The organism is Kribbella jejuensis, from assembly GCF_006715085.1.
Classification (GTDB): Bacteria; Actinomycetota; Actinomycetes; order Propionibacteriales; family Kribbellaceae; genus Kribbella; species Kribbella jejuensis.
The window spans coordinates 3903448-3925467 of record NZ_VFMM01000001.1 but is presented as its reverse complement, the minus strand read 5'-3'; the positions used below and the strand labels follow the sequence as shown (position 1 = coordinate 3925467).

The following is a 22020-nucleotide window of genomic DNA, read 5'->3' as shown; positions in this document are numbered from 1 at the left end:
GCGAAGCGGAGTGGCGGGCAGGCGGCCCGCCCTGTGGTGGCGGCGCGCTTTCGGGCCCTGGAGGGGCCCGTCTTGAAGACGTAGAGAAACTTGTCAGGAATACAGGCAGCAAGCTGGGAACTCTGGTCTAGTCAAGCTTCGCCGTCGGCACGTAGCATCGGCGCATGCCTGGGGAGGGGTTACTAAGTCTGCCGTCGAGACCGCCGCTGAGGGGATCTCCCAAGCGGATTACAGACTTGATGGAGTCATTTCAGGAAGGTTATCTGCGCGCAGTCTGCGCATCTGCCGGTTGCGTCATAGCTAGACCTGAGATCGATGAAGGTATCGACGTCTCCGTCACCCACCGAGCTGACTCGCACCTGGCGACAGATCGGGTGGCGAGACTGGAGATTCAGCTCAAGGCTACAACCGCATCTGACTTCGGCAGCGATTTCGTAAAGGTGCGCTTGGGGCAGGAGCGCTACAACTATTACGCGGTATCCAATCCGAGTGTGCACAAGATCGTCGTCGGCCTCGCAATGCCGGCGGATCAGGATCAATGGATCGTGTCGAGCCATAACGCCTTGTCAGTTCATTACTGCGCCTATTGGATCAACCTTGCGGGAGCGGGGGAAACGGACGCAGAAAAGAAGGATGTTAAAATATCGAAGGCGCAGATCTTCGATGATGTGGCGCTCTGCGACATTATGGAACGTATCGGCCAAGGTGGCGCCCCGTGACTGAGCATGCTGACTCCGTCTCCGAGCTCGAAGTACTCACCGCACTTCTGCGGCACTTCGACTGGAGTCCGACGTCGCATGTCCCTGGCGCCTACGAAGTTTGGACCGAGCGACTTCGGGATTCAGACGATGAGGTACTACTGCCGCTCGATCCTTCTCGGGGAGATTTCGCTGCACTGCTAACCAAGGCCCGTCGGCACCTGACCCGACAATACGGGCGCACCGCCGATGAATTACTGGCAATCTTGCACACGCAGACAAATGCAGCACTGGATTCTACGCATTGGGAAAAGGAGACGTCGCTGACGCCTGGGTTAATCGCCTGGGAGTCTGGCGAGCTCCTGTATGAATCCGCAAAGGCACAGTTAGTGGCTTCCGCTAAGGCGTCACGAGAGAAGCGACGCTACCACGGGAATGCGAGCGCTTACGTCGCGAAGCAATTCCTTGAGAGTACCCTGATGGGACAGACCGCCATCGGCAGCTTCATCATCACAGCATTCACCCCATCACGGCAGCGGTTTCACCTGACACAGCAGAGCGCGAAGATTGCTACGTCAACGCCGAGGCATTCCGAAACCTTGAGCGGCAGGAACATCATGGCGACCTTTGAGCATGCCCTTGTGACCGCAAGAGCATGCCTAGACGAATACAAATCAAAACCTGATCTTGGATTGTTCGTGGAGGCCGTTTCAGACGGCATCTCTTACGAGTTCGCGAAGGCCCTTAGTGATTTTTGCGCCGGCGGCGATTCTGGAGTGTCCACAAATAGGAGTCGCGCCGACACTGAGGCATCTCAGGGAATTTCAGTTGCCTTTGACGCTCCGGACTCGGCCGTACTGGCTAAGGCTGCAACGACACTAGCGCTCGACCCTGAGCCACAGAGCGTTGTGCTGGTCGGTGAAGTCACCTTCTTGAGTCACGAATCTGGCGACCCCGACCGTCTAATCCGTCTCAATATTGAAGAGGGCGCAACAGCGCGGAAGGCTCGGGTTAGACTGACCGAAGAGCAATATCAGATCGCAATGTATGCGCATCAAAATGAATTACGGGTCCAAGTAGCAGGCGAAATGGAGAAGGAGGGACATCTCTTCTGGATCTATGAGCCGGACTACGTCCAGATTCTCGATGAATCCGACCAGGTCCCACGTGTGCCCTCGACTTCATTTGAACAGGAGCAGCTCGAATTCTGACGCAGCGTGACGTTGCCGAGCTGGACCGGCCTGGATGCGCCATCGAGAGGTGTGCTAGAACAGTGGCGTGGAGCTACTGCATAGGGGCAAGGTTCGAGACGTGTACAGCGATCGCCCGGGAGAGGTGATCCTGGTTGCCACTGATCGGGTGTCGGTCTATGACGTCGTGTTGCCGACACCTATCCCCGACAAGGGGAAGTTGCTGACGAGCCTGTCGTTGTGGTGGTTCGAGCAACTCGCGGACGTGATGCCGAACCACGTCATCTCAGCGACCGATGTGCCGGCCGAATTCGAGGGCCGCGCAGTGCGGTGCCAGCAGGTCGACATCGTGCAGGTTGAGTGCATCGCCCGCGGCTACTTGGCTGGCCTGGGATGGGATGCGTACCGGGAGACCGGGAAGATCTCGGGCGTCGAGATCAAGCCTGGGCTGCTTGAAGGTGACAAGCTCCCGGAGCCGGTGTTCACACCGACGACCAAGACGGCTCCTGAGGACGGGCACGACGAGCCGATGACCTTCGATGAGGTCTCGGCGGCCGTTGGTGCGGAGCTCGCGGAAGCTCTGAAGGAGAAGACGCTAGAGCTCTTCAAGCGCGCTACGGCGATCACAGACGGCCGGGGGGTGCACCTCGCCGACACCAAGTTTGAGTTCGGTCTCGCAAAGGATGGAACGCTGGTCCTAGCCGACGAGGTTCTGACCTCGGATTCCTCGAGGTACTGGCGTGACGAGGACTGGAAGCCTGGACAGCGCCAGATCTCATACGACAAGCAGTTCGTACGCGACTGGGCTCGCGATCTGGGCACCTGGGACAAGACTCCCCCAGGCCCCGAGATCCCCCAAGAGGTCGTTGACGAGACGCGGGCTCGCTACGTTGCTATGTACGAACGCATCACCGGTCTGAAGTGGGATTGACGATGGCAACGTGGGACGAGATCGCAGAAGCACGGCTGGCTGACGTCTTGGAGCTACAGAAGGTGCACAAGCGCCTGCTCGCGGCCAGAGAGCAGGGGATCGAACCAGATCCTCATGACGTTGAGATTGCCCGCTCTGTGGCGGCCACAGGCTATGGCGGCATCGACCGGGTCAACGCGCGGGACGATTACTAGACCCTCGCGCACTCCAACACCTATGATGGTGGTGTTCTAGAACACCGATTGGAGACGTTGAGGTCAGTCATGCCCCCGAAGCTGGAGCGCCCCGCTCCCCCGTATCAGCAGATCGCGAACGAGATCCGAACCAGGATCGCGAACGGTGATCTACAGGCCGGCGACTTGGTGCCGTCGGTCCGCTCGCTGATGCGCGATTACGGCGTGGCTATCGCGACTGCCCAGAAGGCGCTCTCGGCTCTGCGCGCTGAGGGATACATCAAGCCAGAGCGTGGCGTCGGAAGCCTCGTCACCACCGAAGAGGAGCGAGGCAGAGCGGCCAACGATCGCGTCGGCAAGGCTCGACGCACCGGCAAGGTGTACCCGACAGGCCAGTACGCGAAGATCACTGAGGCGGGTCTGGGAGAGGCCACGGAGCAGATCGCTGATGCTCTCGGGATCAAGGTCGGCAGTCCGGTGATTCGCCGTGTACGTAGGACATTCAGGGCTGATGGGAAGCCAATCTCCGCATCAACGTCGTACTTTCGCGGCGATCTGGCGAAGCGTGCGCCACTCCTGTTGACCTCGGAGCGCATCCGCGAGGGCACATTCATGTACGTCGCGAACACCCTGAAGCGCAACGTCGACGCCTGGCAAGACCAGTTCGAACCAGCGAGCGCTACGGCCGACCAGGCAGAGAGTCTCGGCCTGGATGAGGGCGCTTTAATCATGGTCGGGCGCAACTGGATCTACGACGACACAGGCGACGTGCTGGAGTACGGCGAGAGCATCACCTACGGCCGTGTGACCTACCGCGGTCGACTCGGAGATTAGTCCGTCGTCTTCGATCGACAGACTCACGGCTGGGTCTTGCGCCTCGGCATCAGCCGGCGGCGTCCCGGCACGGCTAGGCCACGCCGAATCTCCTCGACCAGCTTGATGCGAGCCGCCTCGTAGGTCTCCCAGAGTCGGGCCTCCACCTGCGTTGGTCTGACGTCTGGGCCATCGAGTTCCGTGAGCAGCTCCTCCGGGGAGTTCTTCCTTAGGCGCACTTCGAGAACTGGCTGGATTGCCGCGTTCCACGCCTCCCTGACAGGGCGGCTTGCGAAGATCTCCACCCGCGCCGAAATGGCATCAACGAGCTTCGGGTTCGGAACCTGCATGTCTGGATCGAGTCGTACCGGACCGCCCGGCGCCAGGAACGTCACCGTGTGGCGGACAAGCTGGTCGAGTGCATCAAGCATCTCCGGGTAGAGGCCTTCGACTCTTGCATGGTGCCTAGCTTCCCGCCCTGGAAGCCTGGCGTTGGCGAAGCCAAAGGCGAGACCCGCCAGACCGACAACGTACGGTCCGGCTTCTTTGATCACGTCGACCCCGAGACTCACGCGGGCACTTTAGTCCGGCCTAACCAGATCGAGCGTCGGACGCGCCGCGAGTCCTTGGCGACTTGGCGATGGTGTTCGAGGGAATGCCGCAGGGCGCCTTGTCTAGCGATTGACGCTTACGTGTCAACCCTGAGTGAGAAATTGGTCGCGCTTAGTGCTTGAAGACTCGGCATAGGTGTTCTAGTATCTGAACTAGAACACTCGCTCAACGGGAGCGGGTCGGACGCCTAGAAAGGGCGATTCCTCATGAAGCTGAACATCGACACCACGGGCAAGACGTTCACGGTCACCAAGGCTGTGGAGGAGAAGAAGGACCAGAACGGCCGGCAGAAGGCTGACCGGAACACCAACGAGCTGCTCTGGTCGGTTCAGGTGATGGCGCTCGACGAGACGGGCGGCGAGGTGATCAACGTGACTCTGGCGGGCAATGCCATGCCGAAGGTCAACGTTGGCTCCGTCGTCGTGCCGGTCGAGCTGGAGGCCATGCCGTGGGCCACCAACGGGCGGAACGGTGTCGCGTACAAGGCCAAGACCCTCAACGCCGCGTCGGGTTCTGCGAAGTAGTTCTCCACTCATCCCGTGATTCGTGCACTGCTCAGCTAGGGGTAGTCATGTCGCAACCGATGGACAACCGAACCGTCACAGCGAATCAAGCACGGTCCGAGTACGTGGCCAAGTGCAACGAAATCGTGGAAATCGAACTGGTGTTGGTCTTCTTGGACCAGAGCATCGCTAGCAGCCTGAACCGGGCTGAACCTGTCGTTGCGATCAGCAACGATGCAACTGCTGTCTACGCCTCGGAGGCGTTCTGGCAACTGCTCGACCTGTACCGCGAGGCCTGCGATCGTCGCCTCGATCTGTACGCCGCACGCGACTACGCGTACGCGGTCTGGAAGTCGGCCTCACCCACGGAATCGGGTGAAGTCACCGCGATTGACGCATACGTGTCAACACCGATCAACAACCGCTAGAAACCAAGAACGGCCCTCGAAAGGGCCGCTCCCTGGAAACGAGACGCCAAGTCGGGCCTTCGGCCTAGGAAACCTGTCCCGGCTTGGTGTCTTTCCTGACTCAACCCCCTGATCGGGAGGTCTTGTCATGCCCAAATCTACCCGCACACGCTCGACACGTCGAGCAGGACGCGGAAGTACCGCCACCGGAACCATCGAAACGATCATCCGGCCGTCACAGTCGACGCCGGTCAAGGTTCTGCTCGCGGTCTGGCGCTGGCGCTGGGAGTTGTTCGTCCTGGCCAGCATCGCCTACATCACCATCGCCCACGGAACGGCGATCACCGGCTACTTCCGGTCGAACCCGCTGTGGCTCAACGCCTTGCTGATCATCGTCCTCTGCGGATGGATCGTCACCGACAACCCGGCACGCCGGTTCGTCCTGAATCGGTTCTGGTGTGTCATCACCCGGCACCGGCTCCGTGCCTGCCTGGTTGAGATGCGGACCCTGAACTACTCAGGGAACCTGCCGTTCATCGTGGCCTGCTTCTCCACCAAGACCGGCCAGATCGTCTGGCTGTGGATGCGTCCCGGCCTGTCGATGGAAGACCTCGACAACAAGGCCGAAACCATCGCGTCGGCCTGCTGGGCACGCTCAGCAGTCATCGCCCGATCTAAGCGCAATGCCGCTGTCGTGCGCATTGAGATCAACCGCCGCGACCCGCTGTCGAAGACGCACATCACCTCACCACTGCTCAACGACACCAGCGACATGCCCGAAGCGGCAGTCGCCGATGACGCTGTCATGGCCTTTCTCGGGCCAGACACCACGGGCAGCGCCCCCGACGAGTCCACCGCGCAGCCGCCGGCCAAAACCGGCAGTGCCAACACGACCGGTGAGACCCGCACTCGAACTTCCAAGACCAAGACCACCGCTGCCGTTAGCGACAGCCAGACGGTGATCTTGGGCGCCAACGGAGAAGACGTGTCCGACTATGTCTAGCTTCAACCTGAATCCGAAGAAATCGGTGTTCCCCCGGCTCGCGCCGGGGGGCACCCCCGCACCCAAGGGTGCGCTCTCGATCTACGACCCGATCTACCTGGGTCTCGACGCACGCGGCAGGTCAGTCCGTGTCGGCCTGATGTACCGCAACATCCTCATCGGTGGTGAACCCGGCGCGGGCAAGTCCGTAGCCCAAGGCAACATCGTCGCCCACGCCGCATTGTGCATCGACGTAGATCTCATCCTGATCGACGGCAAGATCGTTGAACTGTTGCCGTACGCACCGGTCGCGAGCCAGTTCGTCGGCAACGACATGACCAAGGCACTTCGCGTCCTGCTCGAACTCCAGAAAGATCTGGATGAGCGCTACCTGCACCTGGCCCGCACGGGCCGCAAGAAGATCGTTCCCGGCGACGGCTTCCGCGCCAAGCTTCTGTGCATTGACGAGCTGGCGTACTTCACCGTCACCGTCGGCACCAAGGAACAGCAAGAAGAGTTCCGGACCCTGGTGCGCGACATCGTCGCCCGAGGCCGCGCCGCGGGCATCATCACCGTCGCATCCACCCAGCGCCCGTCCGCGGACATCGTCCCGACCTCACTGAGGGACCTGTTCGGCTACCGGCTCGCGTTCCGCTGCGCCACCGACTCCAGCAGCGACATCATCCTCGGCACCGGCTGGGCCTCCCAAGGCCACACCGCCGTGGACATCGAACCCGAAGCCCTCGGCGTCGGACTCCTCCGCGCCGAAGGCGGATTCCCGCGCCGACTCAAAACGGCGCACCTCGAAGACCACCACGTCAACCAGATCGTCCGCCGCGCAGTACACCTCCGAAAGGCGGCCTAACCGCTATGACCACCACACCCACAACAAACCCGCTGTTCCTGCTCGGAGTCGAGCCCGACTTCGACACCGGCTACGCGGCACTACTCGACTTCACCACCAACAAGTACGCCTACGTCCACGACTGCGGCTACATCGTCTACAGCCAAACGGCCCCCAGCGGCTGCCTCGAATGCCGCAGCAACCTGCGCCAGGCCATGTCCAACCACGGCACCTGGCACCAACTGTTCATCCGCCACCAGGACGAAGGGTCGGGGTCATGACCACCTACTACGACGCCAACGGCGGCGAACGCGACGACCGCATGTTCATCGGCTACGAGTTCACCGACAACACCGTGGCCGGCATCAACCTCGCCTGCAACGGCGAAACCCCACTGGTCGCCATCGATCTGGGAAACACCCCGATCGAACTCGAACTCATCACCGGCTCCGTCACCGCACTCAGCCAACTCATCGACGCGCTCTACGAAGCACGCCAACTGCTCGAAGAACACCTCGTAGACCACGCCACCAAAACCGACACCTGGACCCAAGACCAGGTCTACGTCCCCGACGACTGGACGCAGGACCAGCCATGAACAAGAACATCAAGTCTCTTGAAGCACTCGTGGACAGCCACCGCCTCGTCATCGTCCAAGCGCTCCAGCAACTGCGAGACGACCTGCGAAACCACGCGGAATCGGTACGAGAGACCGCACCCGCCGATTCCGACTACGACTACTACGCCGCCGTGGTCTCGAACGACATCTACGAGCTCGCACTGACCGTCAACAACACGCTGTCGGTCTGGAGCAAATGATGCGCGCGGCAACCAACCGGGCAAACCGGCGCCGCGTGATACGTAACTGTCAAGGCCAACAGGCCATGCCAGTCGAAACCACAGACATCACCCCAGCAGCAACCGCACCAGCAGCAGAACCGGTCAAGAAGAAGACCCCATCGAAGAAGACGCACCGCTCCGAGCGAGCAGAGGACTGGGCACACACGACAGTCGGCGACCCGTGGCCTTGTGACATCTGCGGACACAACGCCTTCATGCGCGACCCCTACACCGGCCGCCCCTGTCACCTGATCTGCGCAAGAAACCAAGCACACGAAAGAGGAGAGCAATGGTAACCACCCACCTCGCACCCGTGGTCCAGGTCCCAGGACAACTCGACCTCATCGATATGCCGGCCACCCCGGCCCCGGCTCCGGTGGCTGCGGCGAAGCCCGCGACCACCACCAAGCTTGCCGGACTGACCAACCACAACACGGACGCACTGGCCAACATCACCGGCTGGACGGTCACCAAGACCACCGCCGTCTACAACGGCACACCCACTGCCGCGCACAAGGCGGTCCAAGCCCATATGGACGCTGTCCGGGCGGCCGAAGGTGGCCGGGCTCACGGCTACACCTCGCTGATTGCCGTACGCAACAAACTCAAGGAACTAAGCACTGGCGGCAGCCACCCGGCCGTCTCGGTCACCATCAAACGAGCCAAGAAGGCCACCTCGCCTACCGGCTCGAAGACGACTCGCACCGGGTCACCGAAAGCGCGACTGACACGTAAACGTCAACACGAATATACGACCGCGGAACTGGTCTCCGCACTCGAAGCAGCCTGGACCGCAATCCGCACCAACCACAAGGAGATCCCCGCCGTCGTGATCATCGTCGGCTCCGGAACCGCCAGCAAACAAGCCAAATACGGCCACTTCGCAGCCGCCCGCTGGCAACACGGCGAACAAGCCCTCGCCGAAGTCCTCGTGTCCGGCGAAGGACTCAAACGACCCGTCGAAGAGGTCTTCACCACCCTCCTCCACGAAGCCGCACACGCGCTCGCGAACGTTCGCGAGATCAAAGACACCAGCCGCCAAGGCCGCTGGCACAACCAGAAGTTCGCCGCGCTGGCCTCCGAACTCGGCCTCGATACGAAGAAGGACGATCGCATCGGCTGGTCACCCTGCACGCTCCGCGCCGAGACAGCGGCCACCTACAAGAGCGTCCTGACCGATCTGAAGAAGGCGCTCATCGCCTACCGCCACCCCGAGATGACTGGTGGACAGGCCAAGAAGAACAACAACAACGCCATCGCGTGCGCATGCCAATGCCCACGCCGTATCCGCGTCGCCAAAGCAGTCCTCGAAGAAGGAGACATCACCTGCGGTGTCTGCGAATCCACCTTCGAACCCGACGAGTAACACCACGCAGTACACGGCACCACCTGGGCTCGTTGCTGGCTCTCGCCTCCGGAATCCACGGGGTCCCGGAGACGAGGGCGAACACCGAATCACCACCAACCGCCACGGACAACGACAACGACAACGACCACCAACGCTGCACACAGAATGGGCACCAACGATGGCCACCACCGCGTACGTCAACGCCTACGCAGAGATCACCGTCTACCACGCCGTTGCCGACAGCACCTTCCTGTGCGACTGGGTCGCCAACGACCACCTCGACGGACATGACTGGTGCCCCACCGTCCTCGAACCCGGCGACGACTACACCGTCATCGCCATCGACGGACGCATAGAGGCCCGCTACTGCCCCGGCTGCGGATACCAACTCTACGGCGCACCCACCCTCCAGCCCAGCCGCACCACGAACACCGGACCCACCGCGGCCTGACACGTAACCGTCAACACTGGCGAACCGCAGATCTTCCCGTTCCAACCCCGTCCAGCACTCCGCAGATCAGCTGGCCGGACAACAAGAGTTCCGGTTCACCGCCCATACCTCGAGAGGAGGCCCCGAGATGACATCGACGCAGGACACCAGCAACGACAGCACCGACAGGGCTATCGACGTGCTCAACGGGCTCCTTGGGGGTGTCGAGATCCTGGCTGTACACGAGCCGAAGTCGGGCCGGAAGTTTGTTCCCGGTGCCGGCGACAGCAACACCCCGACCAACGCCGTCGAACACGCCCTCCAACGCGCCGCACGAACCGTGGACTACGACGCCTGGCTCGAACACACCACCTCCGCAGGCGGCTGCGTCGCCCCCATCCGGCTACGCGGCGAGTCCCACGTCGTGTCCGAACGCACCGGCCGCATCATCTCCACCCGCCACACCGACGACATGCCCGGACAGGTCATCTACAAAGCCTGCGGGAACCGCCGTGCCGCCGTCTGCCCCTCCTGCGCCGAGACCTACCGAGGCGACACCTACCAACTCGTCCTAGCAGGCCTGCAAGGCGGCAAAGGCATCCCCGCCACCGTCGCCCAGCACCCGTCCGCGTTCGTCACCTTCACCGCCCCCACCTTCGGACCCGTCCACGGCACCCGCTCCATCCGCACCCGCGACGGCCAGAACTGGACCATCAGGAACCGGCCCTGCCGACCCCGCCGCGAACCCGAGCACTGCCCACACGGCGTGGACCTGCGCTGCCACCAGACCCACCGCGACGGCGAAAAGATCCTCGGCACACCGCTGTGCCTGGACTGCTACGACCACGACCACCAAGTCGTCTGGAACGCCCTGTCCGGCGAACTCTGGCGACGCACCATGGAACGCGCCAAAGACATCCTCCGCACCGAAGCCAAGAAGCACGGCGCGACCGTCAAGCTCTCCTACGGCAAGGTCGCCGAAATGCAAGCACGCGGCGTCGCCCACTTCCACGCCCTCATGCGCCTCGACGGCGTCAACCCACTCGACCCGTCCGTCCTCGAACCCCCCGTCTGCGCCGCGACCTTCACCATGCTCGCCGACGCGGTACGCCGTGCCGCCGAGACCACCCGCTTCCGGTCCCTGCCGCACCCCGACAATTCCGACGGCTGGCTCATCGCCTGGGGAACCCAACTCGACGTACGAGCAGTACGGCAAGCCGTCGACGGCGCAATCACCGACACCGCCGTCGCCGGATACCTCGCCAAATACGCCACCAAAGGCGCCGAAGCCACCGGCCACTCATCCGCGCGGCTCACGGCGGCAACCGTCAACCGGTACGCCAACCAGTACAGCCATGCCGGCCGACTGGTCGACGCCTGCTGGCGACTCGGACGGCCCGGATCCGACCTGGACGAAGTCGAAGCCGCGAAGAACTCCGGACGCCTCTCCTACCGCCGACTCCAGAAGTGGGCACACATGCTCGGCTTCGGCGGCCACTTCTCTACCAAATCCCGCCAGTACTCCACCACCCTCAAGGCCCTCCGCGAGGCACGAGCGAACTGGCGACGTGACCACCACCGCACTCAGGACCACACCGACGACGTAGAAACCACACTCATCGTCGGCAACTTCACCTACGCAGGCACCGGCTGGAAGACGACCGGTGACGCGCTGCTCGCCAACACTGCCGCGGCCAAAGCTCGTGAGCACCGACGACTCGTCAAGGAACTGATTGCCGAGAACAACGACTGACACGTAACTGTCAAAGGAGGAATGAAGTGTCTGTGCCGAAGCATCGAGACGATCGGCTGTGGAGCATCGAGGACCTGTCCGAGTTCCTCGGCGTACCGGTGCCGACCCTGTACAAGTGGCGTACGACTGGGTATGGCCCGAAAGGCGTTCGCATCGGTCGATACGTTCGCTACCAACAGGAAGTCGTGTACGGCTGGCTCAAGTCGCTCGACGGGGCTGCGTAGTCATGGCTAGAGAGCCGCTCCCCATCGGGACCTGGGGACAGATCCGAACGCACGAGGTGATCGACTCCAAGGGCCGCAAGGCACACCGTGCGATTGCCAACTTTCGGGATTTCAATGGTGAGATCGTTCGTGTCGAAAGGCGCGGTAGGACCAAGGGTGCTGCAACATCCAAGCTGCAGAACGCCCTGCGAGAGCGTGCCAAGATGGGCAAGGCTGGTACGTGGACGCCGAACCACCGCTTCAACGAGGTCGCCGACGCGTGGGTCCAAGAGATCGATGAACTCGTGCAGGACGGATCTCGATCACCGCGGACTGTGCAAAGCTACAAGTCCGTGTTGAAGAAGCATGTTCGTCCGGCGCTCGGAGAACTGCGGCTCGCTGAGGTGACCACCGCTCGCGTGGACACGTTCATCCACAAGGTCAAGGCGAAATCCGGGGTCCCGACCGCCAAGCTCTGCAGGAGCGTCACGTCCGGCGTGATGGGCTTGGCTGTTCGAAGCGGACCGCTTGATGCCAACCCCGTACGTGAGATTCGGCGGATCGAGAGTTCACGTAGGAAGAAGCTCGCACGATCCCTAACCGTTGAACAAGTCGAGTTGTGGCTGAAGTCCGTCTCGGAGAACGAGCGCGCTGTGAAGTCGGACATTCCCGACTTGAGCCTGTTCATGCTCAGTACCGGCGTTCGGATCGGCGAAGCTCTGGCGCTCATCTGGGCCGACGTAGACCTGTCGGCTGGCGTGGTCGATATCGACTGGACGATTGGTCGGGTGACGGGGCAGGGCCTTCTCCGGGGCGTGACCAAGTCTGAGGCTGGAGAGCGGACACTCGGTCTTCCTGATCGGGCTCAGGATATGCTCCGTCGCCGATTCTCAGCAGGCGTGAAGCTCGATTGGCCGGTGTTCCCGAACAGCATCGGCGGATTCCGCGACCCGAACAACACGCTCCGGGATCTCCGCAAAGTGCGAGCCGAGATCGAATCGCTGGAGTGGGTCAAGTCACACAACTTCCGGAAGACGCTCGCGACCCTGCTGGACGACGCCGGCCATTCGGCACGGCAGATCGCAGACCAGCTCGGGCACAGCCGAGTCTCGATGACGCAGGACGGATACCTCGGTCGAAAGATCCGCAACGCTGGTGCCGTCGAGGCCCTCAACGCCGTCCTCGGCACTGGTCCCGGAGGGCAACCTGACGAGCAAAAGGGTGGCAAAAGTGTGGGCTGAGAGGGTGGTAGCCGCGGTCATGTGTGCTCTGACCTGCGGTTTTGGTAGGCCCCGTGGGACTCGAACCCACAACCCGCGGATTAAAAGTCCGCTGCTCTGCCAGTTGAGCTAGAGGCCCTCAGTTGGTGAGGGGAACAGTGTGTCAGGTTTGGGTGGGGATTGCTTGGTGGGGGGCCGGGGTGAGGGGTTGCGGGTGGGGGTGGGTGGTGGTACAGATCGGAATTCGGCTGGGGATGCCGGGTCTGGGTGAGTCTGCCGCGGGGGGGAACCGACGGCGGGGGGGACGGATCGTGGTGTTGGTGCGGGTTGCGTTGGGGGCGGTTGCGGTTGTGGTGCTCGCCGGGGGGTGTGGGGCGGGCGAGGGAGAGTCGACGGTGGGTGAGCCGGCGGGGTTGGTCAGTACGCGGGTCGTGGTCTCGCCGCCGGCCAGCAGTGCGCCGCCGGTGAGTAGCAAGCCGTCGGTGGGGAGCGTGGGGCCGGTTACGCCGAAGGCGAAGATGACCACGACCGAAGAGGTCGTGGAGTTTCGGGTGATTCCGTTCAAGAAGCGGACGGTGACGGATGACTCGTTGGCCACGGGTGAGAAGAGGGTGCGTACGGCGGGGGTCGATGGGACGCGGCGGTTGACGTACCAGGTGACGTACGTGGACGGCGTGCAGACGGCCAAGCGCCTCGTTCGGCAGGAGGTGGCGAAGGAGCCGCGGACGCAGGTGGTGGTCGTGGGAACGAAGGTGGACGAGCCGGCGCAGTCGAGCGACTGCGATCCGAACTACTCCGGCTGTGTACCGATCGCGAGCGATGTGGACTGCGCGGGAGGCAGTGGGAACGGGCCCGAGTACGTCCAAGGTCCGATCAGGGTGATCGGTACCGACATCTACCGGCTCGACGCCGACCACGACGGCATCGCTTGCGAGTAGCGGTCCGCTCCGTTGAACTCACAGGACCAGGGCTCGCGCCATCCGAAGAGCCGATCGATCTGCTAGCGGTGGGTCGCGGTCACTGCTAGGTCGATCACCACGGTTGGGCGTACGAGGGCTGTGGTGAAGGTGTTCCAGTTGGTGTGCCAGGTGTGGCGGTTGAGCGTGGTTGTGGCGGTGGCTTGGAGGGTTTCGGGGGTTTCGGTGACGGTGAAGGGGATCGTCAGGGGGTGCGTGTCGCCGCGGATCGTGAGGTTGCCCGTGACGTCGTAGCGGGACGTGGAAACCTGTGTGATCGAGGTTGTTTCGAAGGTCATCGTCGGGTGGGACTTCGTGTCGAAGAAGTCTCTTCGGAGTTGGGTGTCTCGGCGGGGGTTGGCGGTGTCCAGGCTGTCTAGTTGGACGGTCAGCCAGGGGTTGCCCGCGCGGGTGCCGCCCTCGAAGGTGGTGAAGTGGCCGTGGACGCGGGTGCCCCAGCGGTGGGTGGCGGTGAAGGCGATTCGGGTTCGGGTTGGGTCCAGGACGTACTCGTCGACGGAGATCATGCGAGTACGACGGGACAGGGTGGTGGAATGTCAGCTGATCACGCCGGTGGTGATGCGGCGGGGGGTGATGTTGAACATTGAGTCTTCGGGTGGGTTGGCTAGGTAGGCGGCTCGGTCTGCCGGCTGGAGGTACTTCTCGACCATCGCGTGCAGCAGCTTGTCGTCGAGGGGCAGGAGCTCGGCGGTGCCCTGCATGTTGACGTAGGAGGCGGTTGGGCCGTCGGCGGTTTGGATTGAGAGGGAGAGTTGGCCGGAGCCGGAGCGGAACAACCTGGTCTTCTTGGACCGCCCAGGCGTCATCACCTGGAAGCGGTTGGTGTCGGGCAGGTGGTGGAACCAGACCGGTGTCACGTGTGGTGACCAGCCCGGATCATCGATCGCGAACACCGCTACCAGCGGGCGCGCGAGGAAGTCGGCCATTTCGTCGTTGTCCATCGTTCGAAAGCCCATGTCGGCAGCCTCTCAGACGCCACCGACAGGATCCGGGCTGGTGGCGAGGAGGTGCCCGGCAGTAGGCGCTGGGGCACCAGCCGGGGCCCATACTTCGTGCATGCTGACGTACGTCTTGGACTCGGAGGATTTGGCTGACGTACGGTTTGCGGTTTCGCCGGTGGCGGAGATGGTGTTGTCGCTGCGGGCGTTACGCGATCCGGGGCGGTTCCCGTTACAGCTCGGGTGGGTGCGGGCCGTACAGCCAAAACTCCAAGAGCTCGACTGGGACGTACTGCGGTGGCTGGTCAACGACACCATGGGGAGTCCGGACTTCCTCACGCCGCGGCCGACGTCGCCGCTCACGCAGCTCACCGACGAGTTGGACATCATCGCCAACGTCGACCCCGACACGTTCAACGAGCAGCTCGCGGCAGTACACGGCGAGCTCCCGGAAGGCCTCAGCACAACAACTGTCGTCGAAGCACTGAAGCACTACTGGCAGACGATGATGGCGCCGTACTGGAGTCGCATGCGCACCCTGCTCTCCGCAGACATCAGCTACCGCGGCCACGTCCTCACGCAGTACGGCACCGGCGCCATGCTCAACGGGCTCGGCCCCGCCATCACGTACGCCGACGGGCTCCTCAAGGTCGACCGTGTGGCAGCCATTAGCCGTACCGAAAAGATCAACGGACGCGGACTGGTACTCCAACCGACGCTCTTCGGACCACACGCAGTCATCCCGTTCGACCCTGGCGCCGACCCGCTGCTCGGCTACCCGCCGCGCGGCCAGGCGAACCTGTGGTCGGTAGCCGAGCCCCCGTCCCACCAGGACCTCGCTCAACTGATCGGTACGCCGAGAGCCCGCATCCTCGATCTACTGACCCACCCCCGCACCACGACTGACCTGGCCGGCGAGCTCCAGGTGACCCCGTCCGCCGTCAGCCAACACCTCCAACTGCTGCGCCGTACCGGCCTCGTGGAACCGCAGCGCATCGGCAAGCAGGTCCTCTACCGCCCGACCGAACTCGCCGCGCTGCTGACCGGGACCGACCTGAGCCGTTGACACCGCTGTAACCTAACGGCACGCTTGCGAAAGCGATTTCGCAACGTCGTGGCAGCCGACGTCCCATGATCCGCCCTCGCCCTGAAACAGGAGTCGGCATGCGACGTACCCTTGCGCTCGCCTTCGCAGCGCTACTCATCACCATCGGCACCATCACCCCCGCCCACGCCGCGACCCTTGCGCTCACCCCGATCACCCTCGGCAACGTGTTCACCGATGGCCAGCCGGTCAAGGTCGGCCTGAACACCGACGCCGCGTCCGTCACTTGGTCGGCCGCCGACGTCAACGGCACCGTCGTCGCCACCGGCAGCCAGGCCGCGGCCGGCACGCTCCAGGTGTCGGTCACCACCCGCGGCTGGTACAAGCTGACCGTCCAGGCCGGTACGGCGACCGCTCAGACGACGTTCGCCATTCTCAGCCCGCTCAGTACGGCGCCCGTCGCGGGCCTGAGCACCAGCCGCGTCGGCGACTTCGAGAACACTGCCGAGGGCTGGACCTTCTACCCGGGCAGCGAATACCCCGGCGCCACCGGAAGCTTCGCGCTCGACACGACCGACGACCACTCCGGCAGCAGCTCCGGCAAGCTGTCCGGCAACTTCAGCGCCGGCGGTGCGTACGTCAGTGTCAACCGGACGCTGCCACAAGTAGCCGCGAGCAGCGTGAGCTTCTGGGCGAAGACGCCGAACCTGTCGTTCCTCACGTTCCGCATCACCGACTCGACCGGGCAGGTCCACCAGCAGCGGCTGACGTTGTCGGGCGCAACCGACTGGCAGCCGCTGAGCGTCACGAAGTTCGACGGCGGCAAGCAGTACACCCATTTCGGCGGAGCGAACGATGGCGTCTGGCACAGTCCGGCGAAGTCGATCGAGATCGTGCTGGACAAGGGCGCGATCAGCGGCGCGACGAACAGCAGCGTCAACCTCGACGACCTGACGCTCAACACGCTCGCGTCCACGCCGACGACGCCGCTCGGCGACTACGAGAGCGCCGCGGAGGGCTGGTCGTTCTACCCGGGCAGCGAGTTCCCGGGCGCGACCGGCAGCCTCACCTACGACACCGCTTCCTCGCACGCCGGCGCCCAGTCCGCCAAGCTCAGCGGCGACTTCTCCGGCGGCGGAAACTACGTCGCGGTGCAGCGGACGTTCGTACCGATCGACGCCAAATCCCTTAGCCTGTGGGTGAAATCGAGCCAGCTCTCGTCGCTCGGGCTGCGCGTGACCGATGCGACAGGTCAGGTGCATCAGCAACGGCTCGCCATTTCGGGTACGGCGTGGCAGCAGTTGAACGTCACCAGGTTCGACACCGGCAGCGGCTACCTGCACTTCGGCGGCGCGGACGACGGGATCTGGCACGGGCCGGCGAAGGCGATCACGCTGACGCTGGACAAGAGCGCGATCAACGGCGGCGGTACGACGGCATCCGTCAACGTCGACGCGGTCGCCGTCACCACCTCCCCGACGTACCAAGGAGCGGGTACGCACTTCGCCGGCACGTGGAGCACGGACCCGATGCCGCTGCTCGTCCAGTCCGGGGCGCGGACCGCGCGCGACGAGGCGTACTGGTCGGCCATCGAGACCACCGTCGGCACGTACAGCTTCCCGGCGAAGTACACGTCGTACCTGCAGTCGTTCCAGTCCAACGGGCTCGACCCGCTGCTGATCGCGGACTACGGCAACGCGAAGTACGACGACGTGGCGGGCAACGACGTCGACGCGCCGTTCACCGACGCCGGCCGGGCCGGGTTCGCGAACTACGCGGACAAACTGGCGACGCAGTACCCGCAGGTCCAGAACCTGGCGATCTGGAACGAGTGGGACGTGAACGCCGCCGGCCCGTCGAACTTCACCCCGGACAGCTACCTTGCGTTGCTCAAGGCAACGTATCCGAAGCTGAAGGCGAACCACCCGGGCCTGACGATCGTGGGCGGCGGTGACACCGACGTCACCCAGCAGGCGTGGTTCCAGCAGTTCTGCCAGCTCGGCGGGCTGAAGTACCTCGACGTCGTGTCGGTGCACCCGTACAACTACCTGAACGCGCCGGAGAGCCTCGGCACGTTCATCGACCAGGTGCGGGCGACGATCCGGCAGTACAACGGCGGCGTGGACAAGCCGGTCTGGATCACCGAGGCCGGTTGGTACACCGGCGCCGGCAGCGCGGCACCCGTGTCCGAGCCGACGCAGGCGATGTACATGGCCCGCGAGATGCTCAACGTCCCCGGCCACGACGTCGACCGCTTCTACATGTACGACTTCAAGAACGACGGCACCAACCCGGCGGCCCAGGAGAACAACTTCGGCCTGATCCACAACGAAGCCGACGCGCTCGGCGCCTACACCCCGAAACCGTCGTACGTCGCCTACGCCACGGCGGCGCGGCAACTCCGCGGCGCGACGTTCCTCGGCAAGGAGTACCCGGGGAACGGGCTGATCGACCAGGTGTACGCAGCAGGAGACGGTACGCCGTTCCGCGCGATCTGGGCCGCCAGCGGTTCGAACACGACCGTCACGGTCAACGCCACCGGCCCGGTGCAAGTCACCAGCCTGTACGGACTGACCACTACGCAGACGCCGAACGCGAACGGCCAGATCACCGTCACCGTGGGTGTTTGGCCGACCTACATCTCCGGAGCAACGGTCACCTCGATCACCACCCCGTAGCTGTCCACGTCACCCTCCCGGCGCTGAAAAGGCCGGGAGGGTGAGTTACAGTCGATGCTGTCCGCGGGAGCTCGCAGGAAGTGGGCTGAGAGGGCGACTGAGCCGTCGCCGACCGCTGAACCTGACTCGGGTAATTCCGGCGTAGGGAGGAAGCATGGAGTCGGTGTGGGTGAACGGTACGGCGGTCGACGTGCCGCCGGACAAGTCGGTGGCGGAGCTCGTCGACGAGTACTCCGACCGCAGCACCGGGATCGCGGTCGCGGTGAATCAGAGCGTGCTGACCAAGGCCGAGTGGGCGCGGACCACGTTGCGCCCGGGCGACCGGGTCGAGATCGTCAGCGCGACCCAGGGAGGCTGAGATGGACGATCCACTGGAGCTCGGCGGGCGGACGTACGCCTCCCGGCTGATCATGGGCACCGGCGGTTCCGCCAACCTGGAAGTGCTGGAGGAGGCATTGATTGCCTCCGGCACCCAACTCACCACGGTCGCGATGCGCCGGCTCGGTACCGGCCACGAGGGCTCGGTGCTCGACGTACTGAAGAAACACAACATCGACGTGCTGCCCAACACGGCCGGCTGTCACACCGCCGCCGAGGCCGTGCTGACCGCGAAGCTGGCCCGCGAGGCGCTGGAGACCGACCTGATCAAGGTCGAGGTCGTCGCCGACGACCACCTGCTGCTACCGGATCCGATCGAGCTGCTGGACGCCGTGGACGCCTTGGTGGCCGACGGTTTCACCGTCCTCCCGTACACCAACGACGACCCGATCCTGGCCCGGCGCCTCGAGCAGGCGGGCTGTGCCGCGGTGATGCCGTTGGCCGCACCCATCGGTTCCGCGCTCGGCATCCGCAACCCGCACAACATCGCGCTGATCGCCGAGGCGGCGGGAGTCCCGGTGATCGTGGACGCCGGTATCGGTACGGCGAGCGACGCTGCACTGGCGATGGAGCTCGGCTGCGACGCGGTGATGCTCGCGACCCCGGTCACCCGTGCTGAGAAACCCGCCCTGATGGCCGCCGCGATGCGCGACGCGGTCACCGCGGGCCGCAACGCCCGTCTCGCCGGCCGCGTCCCGCGCCGCTGGCAGTCCGCGCTCGCCTCCTCCCCTACAACCGGCCTGCCAACGTTCTAGCCTCGGCCGCATCGAGCGGACGGTCCAGCAGTACTGCGGTCAACGACAACGCGAGCTCCTGATTCGGTTGCAGCGCCAACGGTTCGTCCCACGCGAGCGCCGGACACGCGCCGACGTACTGCGTCGTCCGCAAGAACCACGGCCAGACCTGATCGGGCTGCACGAGCAGCAAGCTGACATCGCCTTGCACGAAGGCAAGCCACGGACTCGACGATCCGAACGCCGCCTCAGGACCATCACCGTCGGCGCTCAGCACCGTGGTGTCGACGAAGGGCAGCCGCCAGAAGATCCCGCCGTACCCCGCTCCCTCGCGGCCCGTCGTGGCCGGGCTGTCGATGCGGATCGAGCCGTACCGGGCCGTGAGCACGCTGCGCCAATCGAGCCGCCAGCCGCCGAACGCGAGCGCCCCGGTGAGACGGCGGCGCTCGACCAGTTGCGGCCGACCCTGCTCGTCGTACCAGATAATGTCGTCGATCAGCTCCCGGTCGTTGAGCGTCACGCCTCGGCTGCGTTGCTGCCCGTGGTTCGTCAGCAGGGTCGGGCCTTGGCCGCGTACGTACGTGCGCCCGCCCCAGTGGGACGTGCCGTTGACCTGCGCGACGGCGAGCGAGAGGCCGTAGTGGTGCCGGTGGTCGACCGGGCTGACCTCGGTCAACGGATGGCCGCCGAGCGTCCGGACGGGATGCAAGTACGGCCGGGGGGCGTGGACCTGCGGCATCCGCCGGCCGAACTCGTACCGCGCGAGCATCTCCGCGGAACTCCCGAGCTCGTAGATGTCGCCCTGCTGCTGCCACCCGATCCGATCGTCGGTCGCCGCGGCCCGGCGCGCCTGCGGCACCGGTCCGGTACTCGCCCGCACCGCCAGCCGCAGCTCGGGTACGTCGCCCGCCTCGCCCGCCGGTCCCGCGATCGACGCGAGCAACCGCTGCCATGCCAGCTCGCCGAGGTCCTTCTGCGGTACCCGCACGGTGGTCAGCGACGGTACGGCGAACCGCGCGAGGCCGATGTCGTCCATCCCGGTCACGGACAGGTCGGCCGGTACGGCGACCCCGACCTCGTTGAGCCGCGCCAGCAGCCCGAACGCGACCAGATCGTTGAACGCGACAACTGCCGTCACCTGCGCGTCGAGCACCCGTTCCACCGCGGCGTACCCGTCCTCGATCGACCAGCCGCACTCTAGCCGGACCAGATCCAGACCGGGGATCTCCCGCTCGGCGATCTCGAGCGCCTCCAGCCTTAGCCGGTTCGACGCGCTCGCCGCCGGGCCGGAGAGGAACGCGAGCCGGCGGTGCCCGAGCCCGACCAGGTGGTCGACGACGATCCGGACGGCGCGGCCGTAGTCGACCACGACCGACGCCACCTCCGGTGGTCCTTGGCGGTTGACCAGGATCACCGGCTGCACCTGCGGCAACAGCTCGACCAGGCGCTCCTCGTCCATCCGCGGCGAGACCATGATCAGCGCGTCGCAGCGCCGCCGCGCCTCGATCGCGATCGAGGCCTCGGCCTCCGGATGCTCGTCGGTCTCGGCGACCAGCACCTTGTACCCGGCCGTGGCGGACGCGTTCGTGATGCCGCGCAGGACCTGCTGGAACAGCGGATTGCCGAGGTCGGGGACGATCAGCGCGACCATGTTGGTCCGGCCCAGCGACAGGCTCCGGGCCAGGTCGCTCGGCCGGTAGTTGAGCTGCTCCGCGGCGGCCCGCACCCGGGCTACGATCTCGGGGGCGACACTGAGACGGCCGTTCATCACCCGGGACACGGTGGCGCGCGACACCTCGGCGACCCGCGCCACGTCGGTGATCGTGATGGTGTCCTTCGGTGTCCGGCCCACCTCCGTATCCTCTCCCGAAGGAAACCGGTTTCTCAACCCCTGGTGTGATCGGATGGGGGCACACGCCGATCGGAGGAACACGTGAGTGAACTGGAGTATCCGCAGGTCCAGGGCGTTGCCCCGGGCAACGGCTACAGCCATGTGGTGACCGGAACCGGCCAGTGGGTGGCGGTGTCCGGGCAGCTGGCCCTGGACCAGGACGGCAAGCTGTTCGGCGCAGGCGATCCGGACGCGCAGGCCGAGCAGGTCTTCGCGAACCTCGAGCGCTGCCTGGCCGCGGCAGGCACCACGTTCGAGAACGTGGTCAAGCTGACGTTCTTCCTCACCGACGTCGGCCACCTGCCCGCGATTCGCGTCGTTCGCGACAAGTACATCCCGGGCACGAAACCCGCGGGTACGGCGGTCCAGGTCTCGGGCCTCGCCGTCCCTGGCGCGCTGTTCGAGATCGAGGCCTACGCGATCATCTGATCC

At 64.6% G+C, this 22020-nt stretch carries 27 protein-coding genes, 1 tRNA gene and 1 riboswitch; of the genes, 23 read left to right on the top strand and 5 right to left on the bottom strand.

Annotation, left to right across the window (positions count from 1 at the left end):
- Nucleotides 1-164: 164 nt before the first annotated feature.
- The 5 genes from FB475_RS19380 to FB475_RS19360 all read left to right on the top strand — a co-directional run bounded on the left by FB475_RS19380 (nt 165) and on the right by FB475_RS19360 (nt 3826).
- Entirely contained in the window at nt 165-719 is a 555-nt protein-coding gene (locus FB475_RS19380) for a DUF4365 domain-containing protein (protein ID WP_141857627.1), read from the top strand.
- On the top strand, nt 716-1909 hold the full coding sequence (locus FB475_RS19375) for a hypothetical protein (RefSeq protein ID WP_141857626.1): 1194 nt from the start codon (nt 716-718) through the stop codon (nt 1907-1909). Before FB475_RS19380 ends, FB475_RS19375 begins: the two co-directional genes overlap by 4 nt.
- Nucleotides 1910-1976: 67 nt before the next feature.
- Nucleotides 1977-2819: a phosphoribosylaminoimidazolesuccinocarboxamide synthase gene (locus FB475_RS19370; RefSeq protein ID WP_141857625.1), complete on the top strand. Its 843-nt coding sequence runs from the start codon at nt 1977-1979 to the stop codon at nt 2817-2819.
- Between the two features lie 2 nt (nt 2820-2821).
- The gene (locus tag FB475_RS19365; protein ID WP_141857624.1) at nt 2822-3013 is read left to right on the top strand and encodes a hypothetical protein; all 192 of its coding nucleotides are present in this window, start codon (nt 2822-2824) and stop codon (nt 3011-3013) included.
- A 69-nt stretch (nt 3014-3082) separates the two neighbouring features.
- Entirely contained in the window at nt 3083-3826 is a 744-nt protein-coding gene (locus FB475_RS19360) for a GntR family transcriptional regulator (RefSeq protein WP_141857623.1), read from the top strand.
- A 23-nt stretch (nt 3827-3849) separates the two neighbouring features.
- Here FB475_RS19360 and FB475_RS19355 read toward each other — a convergent pair whose 3' ends face one another.
- Nucleotides 3850-4377: a hypothetical protein gene (locus FB475_RS19355; protein WP_141857622.1), complete on the bottom strand. Its 528-nt coding sequence runs from the start codon at nt 4375-4377 to the stop codon at nt 3850-3852.
- Between the two features lie 246 nt (nt 4378-4623).
- On the opposite strand from FB475_RS19355, the gene FB475_RS19350 reads away from it, so the two are divergent.
- The 12 genes from FB475_RS19350 (at nt 4624) to FB475_RS19295 (ending at nt 12968) form a co-directional block, all read left to right on the top strand.
- Complete coding sequence (locus FB475_RS19350; RefSeq protein ID WP_141857621.1) at nt 4624-4941, top strand: hypothetical protein; 318 nt, start codon at nt 4624-4626, stop codon at nt 4939-4941.
- A gap of 47 nt (nt 4942-4988) precedes the next feature.
- On the top strand, nt 4989-5348 hold the full coding sequence (locus FB475_RS19345; protein ID WP_141857620.1) for a hypothetical protein: 360 nt from the start codon (nt 4989-4991) through the stop codon (nt 5346-5348).
- A gap of 127 nt (nt 5349-5475) precedes the next feature.
- Nucleotides 5476-6330, top strand: a complete 855-nt coding sequence (locus tag FB475_RS19340) for a hypothetical protein (RefSeq protein ID WP_141857619.1) — start codon at nt 5476-5478, stop codon at nt 6328-6330.
- The gene (locus FB475_RS19335; protein WP_141857618.1) at nt 6323-7174 is read left to right on the top strand and encodes an FtsK/SpoIIIE domain-containing protein; all 852 of its coding nucleotides are present in this window, start codon (nt 6323-6325) and stop codon (nt 7172-7174) included. Before FB475_RS19340 ends, FB475_RS19335 begins: the two co-directional genes overlap by 8 nt.
- A gap of 5 nt (nt 7175-7179) precedes the next feature.
- Nucleotides 7180-7434: a hypothetical protein gene (locus FB475_RS19330; RefSeq protein WP_141857617.1), complete on the top strand. Its 255-nt coding sequence runs from the start codon at nt 7180-7182 to the stop codon at nt 7432-7434.
- Nucleotides 7431-7751, top strand: coding sequence for a hypothetical protein (locus FB475_RS19325; protein WP_141857616.1), 321 nt, complete (start codon nt 7431-7433; stop codon nt 7749-7751). The genes FB475_RS19330 and FB475_RS19325 overlap by 4 nt, the downstream gene beginning before the upstream one ends.
- Nucleotides 7748-7972: a hypothetical protein gene (locus FB475_RS19320; RefSeq protein ID WP_141857615.1), complete on the top strand. Its 225-nt coding sequence runs from the start codon at nt 7748-7750 to the stop codon at nt 7970-7972. The genes FB475_RS19325 and FB475_RS19320 overlap by 4 nt, the downstream gene beginning before the upstream one ends.
- 370 nt (nt 7973-8342) lie before the next feature.
- Nucleotides 8343-9359 (top strand): hypothetical protein, encoded by a 1017-nt coding sequence (locus FB475_RS19315; RefSeq protein ID WP_141857614.1) that lies wholly within the window; start codon nt 8343-8345, stop codon nt 9357-9359.
- A 160-nt stretch (nt 9360-9519) separates the two neighbouring features.
- Complete coding sequence (locus FB475_RS19310) at nt 9520-9792, top strand: hypothetical protein (protein ID WP_141857613.1); 273 nt, start codon at nt 9520-9522, stop codon at nt 9790-9792.
- A gap of 127 nt (nt 9793-9919) precedes the next feature.
- Complete coding sequence (locus FB475_RS19305) at nt 9920-11524, top strand: replication initiator (RefSeq protein WP_141857612.1); 1605 nt, start codon at nt 9920-9922, stop codon at nt 11522-11524.
- 32 nt (nt 11525-11556) lie between these two features.
- Complete coding sequence (locus tag FB475_RS19300; protein ID WP_238159973.1) at nt 11557-11748, top strand: helix-turn-helix transcriptional regulator; 192 nt, start codon at nt 11557-11559, stop codon at nt 11746-11748.
- Nucleotides 11749-11804: 56 nt separating this feature from the next.
- On the top strand, nt 11805-12968 hold the full coding sequence (locus tag FB475_RS19295) for a tyrosine-type recombinase/integrase (protein WP_238332230.1): 1164 nt from the start codon (nt 11805-11807) through the stop codon (nt 12966-12968).
- 42 nt (nt 12969-13010) lie between these two features.
- On the opposite strand, the gene FB475_RS19290 is transcribed toward FB475_RS19295, so the two are convergent.
- Nucleotides 13011-13086 (bottom strand) — tRNA-Lys (locus FB475_RS19290).
- 256 nt (nt 13087-13342) lie between these two features.
- Between FB475_RS19290 and FB475_RS37670 the strand changes: the two genes are divergently transcribed.
- Nucleotides 13343-13885 (top strand): G5 domain-containing protein, encoded by a 543-nt coding sequence (locus FB475_RS37670; protein ID WP_238332229.1) that lies wholly within the window; start codon nt 13343-13345, stop codon nt 13883-13885.
- Between the two features lie 62 nt (nt 13886-13947).
- Here the strand turns inward: FB475_RS37670 and FB475_RS19280 are convergent, their stop codons facing one another.
- Both FB475_RS19280 and FB475_RS19275 read right to left on the bottom strand, forming a co-directional pair.
- A complete protein-coding gene (locus FB475_RS19280) occupies nt 13948-14430 on the bottom strand; it encodes a YceI family protein (RefSeq protein ID WP_141857609.1) in 483 nt (160 codons plus the stop codon).
- 30 nt (nt 14431-14460) lie between these two features.
- The gene (locus FB475_RS19275; protein WP_141857608.1) at nt 14461-14880 is read right to left on the bottom strand and encodes a pyridoxamine 5'-phosphate oxidase family protein; all 420 of its coding nucleotides are present in this window, start codon (nt 14878-14880) and stop codon (nt 14461-14463) included.
- A gap of 100 nt (nt 14881-14980) precedes the next feature.
- Here FB475_RS19275 and FB475_RS19270 point away from each other — a divergent pair, with 100 nt between their 5' ends.
- The 4 genes from FB475_RS19270 to FB475_RS19255 all read left to right on the top strand — a co-directional run bounded on the left by FB475_RS19270 (nt 14981) and on the right by FB475_RS19255 (nt 19718).
- The gene (locus FB475_RS19270) at nt 14981-15928 is read left to right on the top strand and encodes an ArsR/SmtB family transcription factor (protein ID WP_185759307.1); all 948 of its coding nucleotides are present in this window, start codon (nt 14981-14983) and stop codon (nt 15926-15928) included.
- A gap of 98 nt (nt 15929-16026) precedes the next feature.
- Entirely contained in the window at nt 16027-18585 is a 2559-nt protein-coding gene (locus FB475_RS19265; protein ID WP_141857606.1) for a glycosyl hydrolase, read from the top strand.
- 53 nt (nt 18586-18638) lie between these two features.
- Nucleotides 18639-18750: riboswitch (TPP riboswitch) on the top strand.
- The gene (gene thiS / locus FB475_RS19260; protein WP_141857605.1) at nt 18740-18943 is read left to right on the top strand and encodes a sulfur carrier protein ThiS; all 204 of its coding nucleotides are present in this window, start codon (nt 18740-18742) and stop codon (nt 18941-18943) included. Its footprint overlaps the riboswitch before it by 11 nt.
- A 1-nt stretch (nt 18944) precedes the next feature.
- Nucleotides 18945-19718 carry a thiazole synthase gene (locus FB475_RS19255; RefSeq protein WP_141857604.1) on the top strand — a complete coding sequence of 258 codons (774 nt, stop codon included), beginning with the start codon at nt 18945-18947 and terminating at the stop codon, nt 19716-19718.
- On the opposite strand, the gene FB475_RS19250 is transcribed toward FB475_RS19255, so the two are convergent.
- Nucleotides 19693-21549 (bottom strand): DUF6807 family protein, encoded by a 1857-nt coding sequence (locus tag FB475_RS19250; RefSeq protein WP_202878366.1) that lies wholly within the window; start codon nt 21547-21549, stop codon nt 19693-19695. The genes FB475_RS19255 and FB475_RS19250 overlap by 26 nt on opposite strands.
- Before the next feature lie 81 nt (nt 21550-21630).
- On the opposite strand from FB475_RS19250, the gene FB475_RS19245 reads away from it, so the two are divergent.
- The gene (locus tag FB475_RS19245; RefSeq protein WP_141857602.1) at nt 21631-22017 is read left to right on the top strand and encodes a RidA family protein; all 387 of its coding nucleotides are present in this window, start codon (nt 21631-21633) and stop codon (nt 22015-22017) included.
- The last annotated feature ends 3 nt before the right edge of the window (nt 22018-22020 follow it).

Bases quoted from the DNA above. Each gene is read 5' to 3' on its own strand.
- FB475_RS19380 (WP_141857627.1), top strand. From the start codon at position 165: ATGCCTGGGGAGGGGTTACTAAGTCTGCCGTCGAGACCGCCGCTGAGG.
- FB475_RS19365 (WP_141857624.1), top strand. From the start codon at position 2,822: ATGGCAACGTGGGACGAGATCGCAGAAGCACGGCTGGCTGACGTCTTG.
- FB475_RS19360 (WP_141857623.1), top strand. From the start codon at position 3,083: ATGCCCCCGAAGCTGGAGCGCCCCGCTCCCCCGTATCAGCAGATCGCG.
- FB475_RS19350 (WP_141857621.1), top strand. From the start codon at position 4,624: ATGAAGCTGAACATCGACACCACGGGCAAGACGTTCACGGTCACCAAG.
- FB475_RS19345 (WP_141857620.1), top strand. From the start codon at position 4,989: ATGTCGCAACCGATGGACAACCGAACCGTCACAGCGAATCAAGCACGG.
- FB475_RS19340 (WP_141857619.1), top strand. From the start codon at position 5,476: ATGCCCAAATCTACCCGCACACGCTCGACACGTCGAGCAGGACGCGGA.
- FB475_RS19335 (WP_141857618.1), top strand. From the start codon at position 6,323: ATGTCTAGCTTCAACCTGAATCCGAAGAAATCGGTGTTCCCCCGGCTC.
- FB475_RS19330 (WP_141857617.1), top strand. From the start codon at position 7,180: ATGACCACCACACCCACAACAAACCCGCTGTTCCTGCTCGGAGTCGAG.
- FB475_RS19325 (WP_141857616.1), top strand. From the start codon at position 7,431: ATGACCACCTACTACGACGCCAACGGCGGCGAACGCGACGACCGCATG.
- FB475_RS19320 (WP_141857615.1), top strand. From the start codon at position 7,748: ATGAACAAGAACATCAAGTCTCTTGAAGCACTCGTGGACAGCCACCGC.
- FB475_RS19315 (WP_141857614.1), top strand. From the start codon at position 8,343: ATGCCGGCCACCCCGGCCCCGGCTCCGGTGGCTGCGGCGAAGCCCGCG.
- FB475_RS19310 (WP_141857613.1), top strand. From the start codon at position 9,520: ATGGCCACCACCGCGTACGTCAACGCCTACGCAGAGATCACCGTCTAC.
- FB475_RS19305 (WP_141857612.1), top strand. From the start codon at position 9,920: ATGACATCGACGCAGGACACCAGCAACGACAGCACCGACAGGGCTATC.
- FB475_RS19280 (WP_141857609.1), bottom strand. From the start codon at position 14,430: ATGATCTCCGTCGACGAGTACGTCCTGGACCCAACCCGAACCCGAATC.
- FB475_RS19275 (WP_141857608.1), bottom strand. From the start codon at position 14,880: ATGGGCTTTCGAACGATGGACAACGACGAAATGGCCGACTTCCTCGCG.
- FB475_RS19270 (WP_185759307.1), top strand. From the start codon at position 14,981: ATGCTGACGTACGTCTTGGACTCGGAGGATTTGGCTGACGTACGGTTT.
- FB475_RS19265 (WP_141857606.1), top strand. From the start codon at position 16,027: ATGCGACGTACCCTTGCGCTCGCCTTCGCAGCGCTACTCATCACCATC.
- thiS (WP_141857605.1), top strand. From the start codon at position 18,740: ATGGAGTCGGTGTGGGTGAACGGTACGGCGGTCGACGTGCCGCCGGAC.
- FB475_RS19255 (WP_141857604.1), top strand. From the start codon at position 18,945: ATGGACGATCCACTGGAGCTCGGCGGGCGGACGTACGCCTCCCGGCTG.